The sequence below is a fragment of the Arthrobacter sp. A2-55 genome (assembly GCF_025548615.1).
Taxonomy (GTDB): Bacteria; Actinomycetota; Actinomycetes; order Actinomycetales; family Micrococcaceae; genus Specibacter; species Specibacter silviterrae.
In genome coordinates this window covers 87,806-100,825 of record NZ_JAJLOZ010000002.1, presented here as the reverse complement: position 1 = coordinate 100,825, position 13,020 = coordinate 87,806, and the positions used below count along the sequence as shown (strand labels likewise).

Annotated in this window: 12 protein-coding genes; all 12 read left to right on the top strand. The window is 66.7% G+C overall.

Going from position 1 to position 13,020, the window contains the following annotated elements; genetic code table 11:
- Positions 1-17 precede the first annotated feature (17 nt).
- Positions 18-1,190: an acyl-CoA dehydrogenase family protein gene (locus LPN03_RS01120; protein WP_165181614.1), complete on the top strand. Its 1,173-nt coding sequence runs from the start codon at positions 18-20 to the stop codon at positions 1,188-1,190.
- Entirely contained in the window at positions 1,187-1,927 is a 741-nt protein-coding gene (locus tag LPN03_RS01115; protein ID WP_262452647.1) for an enoyl-CoA hydratase/isomerase family protein, read from the top strand. The genes LPN03_RS01120 and LPN03_RS01115 overlap by 4 nt, the downstream gene beginning before the upstream one ends.
- Complete coding sequence (locus LPN03_RS01110; RefSeq protein ID WP_165181613.1) at positions 1,924-2,784, top strand: 3-hydroxybutyryl-CoA dehydrogenase; 861 nt, start codon at positions 1,924-1,926, stop codon at positions 2,782-2,784. Before LPN03_RS01115 ends, LPN03_RS01110 begins: the two co-directional genes overlap by 4 nt.
- Before the next feature lie 23 nt (positions 2,785-2,807).
- Entirely contained in the window at positions 2,808-3,764 is a 957-nt protein-coding gene (locus LPN03_RS01105) for an alpha/beta fold hydrolase (RefSeq protein WP_262452646.1), read from the top strand.
- 225 nt (positions 3,765-3,989) lie between these two features.
- Positions 3,990-4,403 carry a tautomerase family protein gene (locus LPN03_RS01100; protein ID WP_165181611.1) on the top strand — a complete coding sequence of 138 codons (414 nt, stop codon included), beginning with the start codon at positions 3,990-3,992 and terminating at the stop codon, positions 4,401-4,403.
- A gap of 197 nt (positions 4,404-4,600) precedes the next feature.
- Positions 4,601-5,623, top strand: coding sequence for a 5-dehydro-2-deoxygluconokinase (iolC, locus tag LPN03_RS01095; protein ID WP_262452645.1), 1,023 nt, complete (start codon positions 4,601-4,603; stop codon positions 5,621-5,623).
- Positions 5,620-6,573 carry a deoxyribose-phosphate aldolase gene (locus tag LPN03_RS01090; protein WP_262452644.1) on the top strand — a complete coding sequence of 318 codons (954 nt, stop codon included), beginning with the start codon at positions 5,620-5,622 and terminating at the stop codon, positions 6,571-6,573. The genes iolC and LPN03_RS01090 overlap by 4 nt, the downstream gene beginning before the upstream one ends.
- Before the next feature lie 18 nt (positions 6,574-6,591).
- Entirely contained in the window at positions 6,592-8,520 is a 1,929-nt protein-coding gene (gene iolD / locus LPN03_RS01085; protein ID WP_262452671.1) for a 3D-(3,5/4)-trihydroxycyclohexane-1,2-dione acylhydrolase (decyclizing), read from the top strand.
- Positions 8,521-8,553: 33 nt separating this feature from the next.
- The gene (locus LPN03_RS01080) at positions 8,554-10,065 is read left to right on the top strand and encodes a CoA-acylating methylmalonate-semialdehyde dehydrogenase (RefSeq protein ID WP_262452643.1); all 1,512 of its coding nucleotides are present in this window, start codon (positions 8,554-8,556) and stop codon (positions 10,063-10,065) included.
- A 67-nt stretch (positions 10,066-10,132) separates the two neighbouring features.
- A complete protein-coding gene (locus LPN03_RS01075; protein WP_262452642.1) occupies positions 10,133-11,041 on the top strand; it encodes a sugar phosphate isomerase/epimerase family protein in 909 nt (302 codons plus the stop codon).
- A 13-nt stretch (positions 11,042-11,054) separates the two neighbouring features.
- The gene (locus tag LPN03_RS01070) at positions 11,055-12,068 is read left to right on the top strand and encodes a Gfo/Idh/MocA family protein (protein WP_165183004.1); all 1,014 of its coding nucleotides are present in this window, start codon (positions 11,055-11,057) and stop codon (positions 12,066-12,068) included.
- 8 nt (positions 12,069-12,076) lie between these two features.
- A complete protein-coding gene (locus LPN03_RS01065) occupies positions 12,077-12,964 on the top strand; it encodes a sugar phosphate isomerase/epimerase family protein (protein WP_262452641.1) in 888 nt (295 codons plus the stop codon).
- The last annotated feature ends 56 nt before the right edge of the window (positions 12,965-13,020 follow it).

The window sequence follows — 13,020 nt, the reverse complement described above, 5'->3', positions numbered from 1 at the left end:
CAAGAAAGCAGACCACCATGGACTTCCGGTTCACACCCCGCCAGATCGAACTCAAGCAGCGCGCCATCGCCTGGACCGAGGAAATGAAGCAGTACGAGCTTGACTGCGAAATGAACAACGGCCTTTCCGCCGAACAGCACGAAAAAGTCAAGCAGCTCATCAAGAACCACGGACTGGCCGCCATCAACATGCCCGCTGAATGGGGCGGCGCAGGGCTCAACACCCTGGAACATGCCATTGTCTCGGAGGAAGTGGGCAAGCTGACCGGCGCCCTGTGGGACACCATGTGGCGCCCCGCCAACGCCCTCAAGGCCTGCACCCCGGCCCAGCGCGAGGAATTCCTGATACCGGAGATCAATGGTGAACGGCGCGATGCTGTCGCCATCACGGAGCCGGAGGCAGGTTCGGATCCGCAGAACATCCAGACCACCGCGGTCAGGGACGGTGACTCCTACATCATCAATGGCGAGAAACTCTTCGTCACCGTGGGCGATGCCGCCGACTTCATCCTGCTGCTGGCCAGCGTGGACGGTGCGCCCACCATGTTCCTGGTCGACAAAGACCTCCCCGGTGTTTCGGTCAAGCGCACCCCGCGCTACACCCACACCTTTGTATACGAGCACCCAGAATTCCTCTTTGAGGATGTGCGGGTCGGTGCGGACAAGATCCTGGGCGAGATTGGCCAAGGCTACGAACTCACCCGTGACTGGTTTGTCGAGGAGCGGCTCATGATCGCCGCACGCACCATCGGTGCCGCCGAGCGCGCCACCCTGCTGGCCGCCGACTACGCAAAGGAGCGCGTGCAGTTCGGCAAGCCCATCCTGGACTTCCAGCTGATCCAGCGCATGCTGGCCCAAAACACCGTGGACATCATGACCAACCGCGTCCTGACCTACCAGGTGGCCTGGGAAGCGGACCAGGGCATGGACCGAAAGCTGCTCAACGCCAAGGCGGCTGTCATCAAGCTTGGTGCGTCCGAGGCGTCCAACCGCTGTGTGGACAACGCCCTGCAAATCTTTGGCGGCCGCGGCTACATGCGCGAAAACCCCGTGGAGCGGCTGTGGCGCGAACTGCGCGTGGACCGCATTTGGGAGGGCACCTCCGAGATCCAGACGGTCATCATTGGCAATGAAATCAGCAAGCGCGGCGCCGAGGGCCTGCTCGGGTACGCCGGGGCCGTCGCGCAGTGACCTCACCTGACCCCGCGCCGCTGGTTGGGTTGCAGGAGCACGGCACGTCCGTGGTCCTGCAGCTCAACCGCCCGGCCAAGCTGAACGCGCTGTCCACAGGGCTGGAACAGGCCCTGCTGGACGCCCTCCACACTCCCCAGGTCCAGGCTGCCCGCGCCATCGTCTTCACCGGGTCCGAGCGGGCCTTCTCCGCCGGCGCGGACACCTCCGAGCTGCCAGAGATGACCCCCGACAGGATTGCCGCCTACTACCGGGGCAGCGGTTCCATGTACGACGTCGTGTCCCGGCTTCCGCAGCCCACCGTCGCCGCCGTGTCGGGCTACTGCCTGGGCGCCGGCTTCGAGCTGGCCCTGGCCTGCGACATCCGGGTGGCTGCCGATACTGCCCAGTTTGGGCTGCCCGAGGTGGGGCTGGGCATCCTGCCCAGCTCCGGAGGGTTGACCCGGCTGGTCCGCGCCGTGGGGCCGGCGCTGGCCCGGGAGATCATCTTGTTCGGCGAACGGTTCCCTGCCTCGGAGGCCCACCGGCTCGGCCTGGTGCGCGAAGTGATTCCTCAGGCCCGGATGCTGGCCGTGGCCCTCGAGCGGGCGGCCTTCCTGGCCACGCAGCCGGCAATGGCGGTGGCCTGGACCAAGGCCGCCATCGACGCGGCGGCGGAATCCTCCGCGGCATCCTCGCTCCTGATTGAACAGTTGGCCTACGCGGCCTTGAACCGGACGGAAGGACAAAAACAATGACGTCCATCGAACGGGTCGGCGTCCTTGGTGCGGGCCTCATGGGCTCAGGAATTGCCGAGGTGTGCGCCCGCGCCGGCAGCGACGTCGTCGTGGTTGAAATGAACCCGGACGCCGCTGCTGCGGGCCTGGCGCGGATCACCGCGTCCCTGGAGCGGGCGGTGAACTCGGGAAAGCTTGACGCCGGGGACCGCGCAGCCGCGCTGGCCCGGATCCGCATGGGCACGGAATTTGAGGCCTTCGCCGACAGGCAGCTGGTCATTGAGGCCGTGCCCGAGGTGCCCGGGCTCAAGGATGAGGCCTTCCGCCGGATTGACGCCGCTGTCAGGGACCCCGAAGCGATCCTTGCTTCCAACACCTCCTCCATCCCCATCAGCCGGATCGCCTCGGCCACATCCCGGCCGGAACATGTGCTGGGCATGCATTTCTTCAACCCGGTGCCCGTGCTCAAGCTCGTGGAGCTGGTGCCGTCGCTGCGCACATCGGCCCAGGCTGTTGAGCGCATCCGGGACTATGCCACGGCGGCCCTTGGCAAAAAGGTCATCACGGCACCCGACAGGGCCGGGTTTGTGGTCAACGCCCTGCTGGTGCCGTACATGCTCAGCGCCATCCGCATGCTGGAAGCCGGCTTTGCCACGGCTGAGGACATCGACACCGGAATGGTGGAGGGGTGCGCCCACCCCATGGGGCCGCTGCGCCTCACCGACCTGGTGGGGCTTGACACCACCTTGCACGTGGCCAATTCCTTGTACGCGGAGTTCAAGGAACCGCACCTGGCACCGCCGGCCCTGCTGATGCGCATGGTGGAAAGCGGTTTGCTGGGCCGCAAAAGCGGCCTCGGCTTTTACAACTATCCATGACGTCGAGACAGGAAGATGTGGCAATGGATGCAACGCGGCTGATGCAAAATGACTTCGACCCGCTGGGCCCGCGGCTGCGCAGCATTCGCGTGGCCTCCGGCCGAACTGCCAACTACATTGACGAGGGGCAGCCGGACTGGACTCCGTTGGTGTTCCTGGGCGGTGCCGGAACCACCGTGAGGGCCTTCGGGTTGCTGGAGTTTGCCCGCACGCTGCGCGAGGAACTGCGCGTGCGGGTGATATCGGTGGAACGCAACGGACTGGGCGGGACGGCATTTGACCCTGCCGTGGGATTTGGCGAATATGCCGACGACGTGTGGAGCGTGCTGGATTCCCTGGGCATCCGGGAGGCGTCCATCATTGCCATTTCCGGCGGCGGGCCTTATGCGGCGCGGCTGGCAGCGGCCCAACCGGGGCGGGTCCGCTCCCTGCACCTGGCCTGTGCCTTCTCCGATACGCTGGCCGGGACATCGCCGTCGTTCGACATCGGCGAAATCGTGGCTAACCCCGTGGCCTGGTGGACGTTTCCGCCGAACAGTTCCGTCCACCGGATTCCCGGCTTCGCCGATTCGGCAATCGAGGAGGCCCTGCGGGGATCCTTCGCCCGGGGCCGTGACACGCCTCCGGACGGCCTCCGGCAGGCTTTTGAACTCTCCCGCAACACGCCGCTGCCGGAGCTGTCCGCGGTGGTTGCGCCGTCATTCCTTTACTGGGGCACAGCTGACTCCCTGGTGCCGGCTGAGCACAGGCTCAGGTGGGGTTCGCAGCTGCCCAACGTGGTGCTTGAGCGAATCTACAGCGGTGAGGGGCATGACGTGCAGTACCGGCACTGGGACCAGATTTTGGCCGACGTGGCATTTCTGGGAGGGCGTGAAATTGTCTCGACAGGCGGTGAAACGTTGCTGGCCACCCCGCAGCGTGCCGTGGAACTGCGTTCGGCCGGTGCCATTGACGGCATGGCCGCATGGGCTGCCGGGTAAATAAAGGGCGGAGAATACAGGGAAAGGTCCCCGGAGGCAGCAGCTTCCGGGGACCTTTCCTTGCCCCGTCGAAGTTCGAGATAACCACCCTCCGCCCCGTTGAAGTTCGAGATAACCACGTGGTTATCTCGAACTTCAACGGGCAGGGAACCATGGGAGGGGCAGGTGTAGCCAAATTCAAATAGTTTGATAGTATGACAGGACAAACTATCAAAGGAGCTTTGAATGCCGCTGATTCGCATCGATGTCAACGCAGGCCGCACTCCGGAAGAACTCCAGGCCATCAGCCGCGGTGTCCACGGGGCCGTCCTGGCCGAATACGGCATCCCGCCGCGCGATTACTTTCACATCCTGACCGAACACCCGGCCGGGCAGCTCGTGGCCCAGGATGCCGGGCTCGGGTTTGAGCGCAGCGGCGGCGTGGTCATGATCCAGATATTCACCCAGGAGGGGCGCTCGCAGGAGGCCAAGGCGGCACTTTTTGCAGCGATCGCCGAAGGCCTTGCCGCGGTGGGGGTGGCCGGGGAGGATGTGTTCATTGGGTATGTGGAGAACACTGCAGGCGACTGGTCCTTCGGCTTTGGCAGGGCCCAATATGTCACCGGCGAACTTGCCGTCCCCGCCCGCGCCGCCGCGTAGCTCCGCTCGGGCAGCCCCTGCGGCAACACCACCGTAAATCTTAATGTTCTTATGTCAGAACAAACCTTTGACAGGACATGAATTTTCATGCAAAGTAGTACATGTGTCAGCCATCACTCGGCCGGCGCAGCGCAGGGAAACATTTCCGCACCCCCAGTTCTCAGGCGCGTTCTCCAGTGAAAGGTCCTTGATCCACCGTGAGCCACGATTTGCTGACCATCGGACGCATCAGCGTCGACATCTACCCCAATGACATTGGCGTGGACCTGGAAGACGTGACGTCCTTCGGAAAATACCTGGGCGGTTCCGCCACCAACGTAGCCGTGGCGGCAGCCCGGCACGGCCGCAAGACGGCCGTCATCACCCGCACGGGAGATGACCCCTTTGGCCGCTACCTGCACCGGGAATTAAAGAAGTTCAAGGTGGACGACCAGTTTGTCCGCCCCGTTGCGCAACTGCCCACGCCTGTCACCTTCTGCGCCATCAAGCCGCCGGAGGACTTCCCGCTGTACTTCTACGGCCGGCTCCCCACCGCTCCCGACTGGCAGATTGCCGCCGACGAGCTGGACACTGCGGCCATCAAGGATGCCCGCATTTTCTGGTCCACGGTGACCGGGCTGTGCCAGGAGCCCAGCCGCGGAGCCCACCTGGCCGCCCACCTGGCCCGCCCCCGGGCTGAGCTGCGGGAAGGCCAGTTCACCATCCTTGACCTGGACTACCGGCCCATGTTCTGGGACTCCGAAGCGGATGCCCGCGAGCAGGTTGCCAAGATCCTCCCGCACGTCACCGTCGCCATCGGCAATGACAAGGAATGCGCCGTTGCCGTCGGGGAAGGCACGCCCGACGAACAAGCGGACCGCCTCCTGGCCGCCGGGGTCGAGATCGCCGTGGTCAAGCTGGGGCATGAGGGCGTCATGGCCAAGACCGCCACGGAGCGTGTGGTATCCGCCCCCGTTCCCGTGGAAACCGTCAACGGCCTCGGTGCCGGCGATTCCTTCGGCGGCGCCTTTGTCCACGGCCTGCTGGCCGGCTGGCCGCTGGCCCAAGTGCTGGACTACGCCAACGCCTCCGGTGCCATTGTGGCCTCCCGGCTTTCCTGCGCCGACGCCATGCCGACGCCGGAAGAGGTCACCTCGCTGCTGTCCGAACGCGGCCGCCTGGTGCCTGAACAAACCGTGCCGTCCCCGGCTGCGCCGTCTGAGGCTGGGGTGCTGAAATGAGCGCCCCAACCACAGGCGCCGCCCCCGCCGGCACGGACGCCGATCCCCGCCGTTACGCCCACCTGACCGCGCTGCGCCTGGAGGATCCGGACGCGGTGGCCCGGGCTGCCAAGGCCCGGCGCCGGCATCCTGGCTTGAAAGCCGGTACGCAAAACTTCATTGTGGCCGCGGACCACCCGGCCCGCGGCGCCGTCTCCGTGGGGGCCGACCCCACCGCCATGGCGGACCGGAGGGACCTGCTGGACCGCCTGCAGCTTGCCCTGGCCAACCCGGCCGTGGACGGCGTCCTCGCCTCCCCGGACATCATGGACGACCTCCTGCTGCTCGGCGCCCTGGAGGGCAAGCTTGTCTTTGGCTCCATGAACCGCGGCGGCCTGGCAGGGCTGGTCAACGAGATGGATGACCGCTTCACCGGCCACACCGCCGCCGCCCTGTCCGCGCTCGGCGCCGACGGCGGCAAGATGCTCACCCGCATCTGTCTGGGCGACCGGGACACCGTCAGCACCCTCGAGGCCACGGCGAAGGCCATCGACTCGCTGGCGGAACGCCGCCTGATCGCCATGGTGGAGCCGTTTCTGTCCGTGCGCGAGAACGGAAAGGTCCGCAACGACCTTTCCACCGACGCCGTCATCAAGTCGGTGGCCATCGCCTCGGGCCTGGGCTCCACCAGCGCCTACACCTGGATGAAGCTGCCCGTGGTGGCCGACATGGAGCGCGTCATGGCTGCCACCACCATGCCCACTGTGTTGCTGGGCGGGGACCCGGACGCCGGACCCGATGAGGTCTTTGCCAGCTGGGGCGCAGCACTGGCCCTGCCCGGCGTGCAGGGCCTGACAGTGGGCCGCACCCTGCTCTACCCCCAGGACGGCGACGTGGCCGGGGCCGTGGCCACCGCCGCTTCGCTGCTGAACCGCACTGAGTTGAACCGCACCGCTGAAGGACAGGAATAAGACATGTCAACTCGCACCATGACGGTGGCCCAGGCCGTCGTCGAATTTTTGGGCCGGCAGTACACCGTGGACACCGTGGGCGCGCAGGAGTACCGTGGGCGGCTGATCCCGGGCATGTTTGGCATCTTCGGGCACGGCAACGTGGCCGGCGTGGGGCAGGCGCTCAAGCAGTACCAGGTCAGCGACCCCGCCCTCATGCCGTACTACCAGGGCCGCAACGAGCAGGCACAGTCGCACCAGTCGGTGGGCTACGCCCGGCACACGCGCCGCCGCGCCACCTTCGCCGTCAGCACCTCCGTGGGCCCCGGCTCCACGAACCTGCTCACCGGCGCCGCACTGGCCACCACCAACCGGCTGCCCGTGCTGCTGCTGCCCAGCGACGTTTTCGCCACCCGCGCCGCGGACCCCGTGCTCCAGCAACTGGAGCGCCCCGACGCCTATGACATCACCGTCAATGACGCCTTCCGCCCGCTTTCACGCTACTTTGACCGGGTTTCCCGCCCGGAACAGCTCTTTTCCGCACTGCTGAACGGCTTGCGCGTGCTCACAGACCCGGCCGACACCGGCGCCGTCACCATTTCCCTGCCGCAGGATGTCCAGGCCGAGTCCCTGGCCGTGCCGGAGGAATTCCTGGCCGAGCGCGAGTGGCGGATCCGCCGCCCCGAGGCCGACGACGGCGACATCCGCCGCGCCGCCGAAGCCATCAGGAATGCGAAGAACCCGCTGATCCTGGCCGGCGGCGGCGTGCTTTATGCCTACGCCGAGGGCGAGCTGGCCAAGCTGGCCGAAGCCACGGGCATCCCCGTCGGCAACACCCAGGCGGGAGTGGGCGTGCTGCCCTGGAACCACCCGCAGTCAGTGGGCGCCATCGGCTCCACCGGCACGACGGCGGCGAATGCCATTGCTGCCGGCGCGGACCTGGTCATTGGCATCGGCACCCGCTACGAAGACTTCACCACAGCCTCCCGCACGGCCTTCCAAAACCCCGATGTCACCTTCATCAACATCAACGTCACCCCCTTGGACGCCTACAAGCACGGCACCTCACTGCCCATCGTGGCCGACGCCCGCAAGGCCCTCGTGAAGCTGAACGCGGCGCTGGGCGGCTACCGCGTCGGGGCCGAGCTCGAAAGCGTGGTGGCCGCGCAAAAGCAGCGCTGGAATGCCATTGTCGATGAAGCCTTCGACACCCGCTACACGCCGCTGCCCTCGCAAAACGAGATCATCGGCGCCACGAACCGGGCCATGGACCCGGCCGACGTGGTGGTGTGCGCCGCCGGCTCCCTGCCCGGGGACCTGCATAAAATGTGGCGCATCCGCGACGCCTTCGGCTACCACGTGGAATACGCGTACTCCTGCATGGGCTACGAAATTCCCGGCGGGCTGGGCGTCAAGCGGGCCGCCATCGCGGAAGCGGCCGGCGGCGGCACCCGGCGCGACGTCGTCGTCATGGTGGGGGACGGCTCCTACCTGATGATGCACACTGAACTGGTCACCGCCGTCGCCGAGAAGATCAAGCTCATTGTGGTGCTGATCCAAAACCACGGCTACGCCTCCATCGGGGCGCTGTCCGAGCAGCTTGGCTCCCAGCGCTTCGGGACCAAGTACCGCACGCTCGACGCCGAACACCACACCTTCGACGACGGCGAAAAGCTGCCGATCGACCTGGCCCTGAACGCCGAAAGCCTGGGCGTGAAGGTGATCCGCGTGGCGCCGGGTGAGACCGTCATCGCCGACCTCGAGGCCGCCGTCCGCGCGGCCAAGGCGGCCCCGGAAGACGGCGGACCGGTACTGATCCACGTCGAATCGGATCCGCTCCTGGACGCGCCCAGCTCCGAATCCTGGTGGGACGTGCCGGTCTCGGCAGTCTCCGAGCTGGAATCCACGCAGCACGCCTACACCACTTATACACAGCACAAGGACCGCCAGCGCACGCTGCTCGGCTGACCCACCCCGCCCCTTTGGAAAGAAGAGACTGACATGACTGAAACAGCAACACTGGCCACCATCAAGCATTTCATCAACGGCGCCGAGACGGCGGGCACGGGCGGGGCCACGCAGCCGGTGTACAACCCGGCCACGGGTGCCGTGTCCGCCCAGCTGCACCTGGCCAGCCGGGGGGACCTGGACGCGGCGGTGGCTGCGGCGAAGGCTGCCAGCGAGATCTGGGGCGAGTATTCGCTGGCCAAGCGCACGGCCGTGCTGTTCAAGTTCCGCGAACTCGTCGCCTCGCATGTGGATGAGCTGGCGGCCCTGGTGACGGCCGAGCACGGCAAGGTCCTTTCCGACGCGGCCGGGGAGATCGGCCGCGGCCTGGAAGTCATCGAGTTTGCGTGCGGGATCAACCAGCTGCTCAAGGGCGCCTATTCCGACCAGGCCTCCACCGGCATTGACGTGTTCTCCTTCCGCCAGCCCGTGGGCGTGGTGGCCGGGATCACGCCGTTCAACTTCCCGGTCATGGTGCCGTTGTGGATGTGCCCCATCGCGATCGCCGCCGGCAACGCATTCATCCTCAAGCCCTCCGAGCGGGACCCCTCCGCCCCGATGCTGCTGGCGAAGCTGTGGACCGAGGCGGGCCTGCCCGACGGCGTCTTCCAGGTGCTGCACGGCGGCAAGGACACCGTGGACGGGCTGCTGACCCACCCGGACGTGGACGCCATTTCCTTTGTTGGCTCCACCCCCATCGCGAAGTACGTCCATGAGACGGCCACGGCGCACGGCAAGCGCGTCCAGGCCCTGGGCGGGGCGAAGAACCACGCCATCATCCTGCCCGACGCCGACATGGACAACGCCGCGGACCACCTCTCCGCCGCCGCTTTTGGCTCCGCGGGGGAGCGGTGCATGGCCATCTCCGTCGCCGTCGCCGTCGGCGGTGCCGCGGACACCCTGCTGGGGAAGGTCCGCGAGCGGGCCGCGGCCATCAAGGTTGCCGAGGGCACCGAACCTGGCGCGGACATGGGCCCGGTCATCACGGCCGCGTCCAAGGCGCGGGTGCTGAAGATTGTGGGCGAGGCGGCCGACGCCGGTGCCACCCTGGTCGTGGACGGCCGGGACTTCACCGTCCCCGGCAAGGAGGACGGCTACTGGGTGGGCCCGACCCTCCTGGACGGCGTGTCCACCGACATGACCGCCTACACGGAGGAAATCTTCGGTCCGGTCCTGGCCGTGCTCCGCGTGGACACGGTGGAGGAGGGCATCGCCCTGATCAACGCCAACCCCTACGGCAACGGCACCGCCATCTTCACCTCCTCCGGCGCCAACGCCCGCAAGTTCCAGCGCGGCGTGCACGTGGGCATGATCGGCATCAACGTCCCCGTCCCCGTCCCCGTGGCCTACCACTCCTTCGGCGGCTGGAAGAACTCCCTCTTCGGCGACAAGCACATCTACGGCGAGGAAGGCGTGGCCTTCTACACCCGCGCCAAGGTGGTCACCTCCCGCTGGCCCGAACCCTCCCACGCCTCCGACGCCAGCTACAACTTCCCGTCCAACTAGCCACGGTGCTTGAGCCCGGCCGCCGGTGGTTGAGCTTGTCGAAACCCAGAAAAGGAAAGCCCAGATCATGACTGAAAACATGTTGACCATCGGCACCGCACCCGACTCCTGGGGCGTCTGGTTTGCCGACGATCCGAAACAGACCCCGTGGGAGCGCTTCCTCGACGAGGTGGTGGAATCCGGGTACAAGTGGATTGAGCTGGGCCCGTACGGGTACCTGCCCAATGACCCGGAACGCCTGGCCCGGGAGCTCAAGGACCGCGACCTCAAGGTCACGGCCGGTACCGTGTTCACCGCCTTCCACCGCGGCGCCGCCCAATGGGAGGAAGCCTGGGAACCGGCCCGGAAGGTGGCCGAACTGACGGCCGCCATGGGAGGTACGAACGTCGTCGTCATTCCCGCCATGTGGCGCGACGACGTCACCGGGGAAGCCGTGGAAAGCGGCACCCTGGACACCCAGCAGTGGCAGGACCTGTTTGCCGGCCACAACAAGTTGGGGGAAGTCCTCCTGAAGGACTTTGGCTTGAAGCAGCAGTTCCACTCACACGCGGACTCCCATGTGGGCGCACAGGCGGACATTGAGCACCTGCTCGCCGAAACCGACCCGGCCCTGCTGAACCTTTGTTTGGACACGGGCCACGCCGAATACTGCGGCGCCAACTCGCTGGAGCTGATCCGAAAGTACCCGGAACGCATCGGCTACCTGCACCTGAAGCAGATCAACCCGGACATCCTGGCGAAGGTCAACGCCGAAAACATGACGTGGGCAGCCGCCAACCTGGCCGGCGTCATGAGCGAACCGCCCGGAGGCCTGCCGGACCTGCGCGCCGTCATCGAGGCTGTTGAAGCGCTCAACAAGCCCATCTTTGGCATCGTGGAACAGGACATGTACCCCGTGGCCTTCGACGTGCCCATGCCCATCGCCAAACGAACCCGCAACTACCTGCTCAGCTGCGGCTCACGCACCACCGTCTAGAAAGAAGCATGACATGACTGAAAAACTGCGCGTGGCCGTCATTGGGGCCGGACGCATGGGCGCCGACCACATCAACCGCCTGCGGGACAAAATCAGCGGCGCCGAGGTGGCCGCCGTCGTGGACATCGACGTGGCCCGCGCCGAAGCAGCCATCAAGGGCATCCCCGGCGCCGTGGCCCTGGCCAGCGCCGAGGAGGCCCTGGACAACGGGGACGTCAACGCCGTGCTGATCGCCACCCCCGGCTTCCTCCACGAGGACATCCTGTTCAAGGCGCTGGAGCGGGACATCCCCATCCTGTGCGAAAAGCCGCTCACCCCGGACGCCGCCAGTGCCCTGAAGGTGGTGGAGGCCGAAGCCAGGCTCGGCCGCAAGCGCATCCAGGTGGGCTTCATGCGCCGCTTCGACGCCGAATACGCGGCCCTGCGCGGGATCATCACCGAGGGCAGCCTGGGCGAGCTGCTGGTGCTCCACCACCAGCACCGCAACCCGGACACCCCGCCCGGCTTCACCAACGCCATGCTCATCAACGACTCCGTGGTGCATGAATTCGACGCCATCCGCTTCTTCACGGGCGAGGAAATCACCTCCGTGCAGGTGCGCCTGGGCAAGCCCACCCGCAACGCACCGGAGGGCCAGCACGATCCCCAGCACGTGCTCATTGAGACGGAATCCGGCGTGCTGGCCGACGTCGAAATCTATGTCAACGCCCGCTTCGGCTACGAGGTGGCCACGCAGGCCTCCTTCGAGGACGGCATTGTGAACATCGGCAACGACTCCGGCCCGTACGTGCGCACCCAGGGACGCTGGGGCGGACAGGTCACCCCCGGCTTCGAGGAGCGCTTCGGCGCCGCCTACGATGTGGAGGTCCAGGCCTGGGTGGACGCTGCCCTGCGCGGGGAGATCGGCGGCCCGTCCGCCTGGGACGGCTACGCCACCGCGGCCTGTTGCGAAGCGGGAGTCCAGGCGCAGGCGACAGGCGCGAAGACCGCCGTCGTACTGGCCCCGAAGCCGGCCCTCTACAGCTAGGGAACACCATGAAAATCGCCCTGGACCCCACGCCTTTCCACCACAGCCACGGCCTGCTTGAGTTCCCCCGGGTAGTCGCGGACCTCGGGTACAAGTACATGCAGCTGACCCCGCACCCGGACTTCATCCCGTTCTACAACCACCCCAAGGCCGACGACGCCCTGGTCGCCGCCCTGAAGAAGGCCGTGGCGGATGCAGGGATCGAGATTGCCTCGGTGCTGCCCGTGCTGCGCTGGTCCGGTCCGGACGAGGACGCCCGGGAGGCCGCCGTCCGTTACTGGAAGCGCGCCATCCAGATCGCCGTGGACCTGGGCGTGAGGACCATGAACACCGAGTTCAGCGGCCGGCCGGAGAAGGCCGAGGAGTCCGAGAGGGCCTTCTACCGCTCCATGGAGGAACTGCTGCCCCTCATTGAGCGGGAAGGGATCGACCTGCTCATTGACCCGCACCCGGACGACTTTGTCGAGGAGGGGCTGGCGGCCATCCGCATGATCCGCGGCGTCAACTCGCCCAATGTGGGCCTGGTGTACGTGGCCTCCCACAGCTTCCACATGGCGGACGACCCGCTGGCGATCATGCGTGCGGCCGGGGACAAGCTGCGCCTGGTGCACGTGGCCGACACCATGGACCACCACGCCTCCCACGGGCTGCGCTACATCACCAACCCGCCCGGCAACCCCGTCCGGGTCCACCAGCACCTGAAGATCGGCGACGGCGACGTCAACTGGGAGCAGTTCTTCGGGGGCCTGGCGGAAATCGGCTTCCTGGACCGGGAGGACACCGTGATGGTTTCCAGCGTGTTTGCCGAGGACGACGACGCCGAAAACGTCTCGCGCTACCAGCTGGAGGCCATGAACAGATTTGTGGCGCAGGCCGGCGAAAAGAAGACTTCGTGACGGGACTTGCCACCGGCCGGGCCGTTTCTCCCGCGGCTGCCGGGCGGAATTCCCCG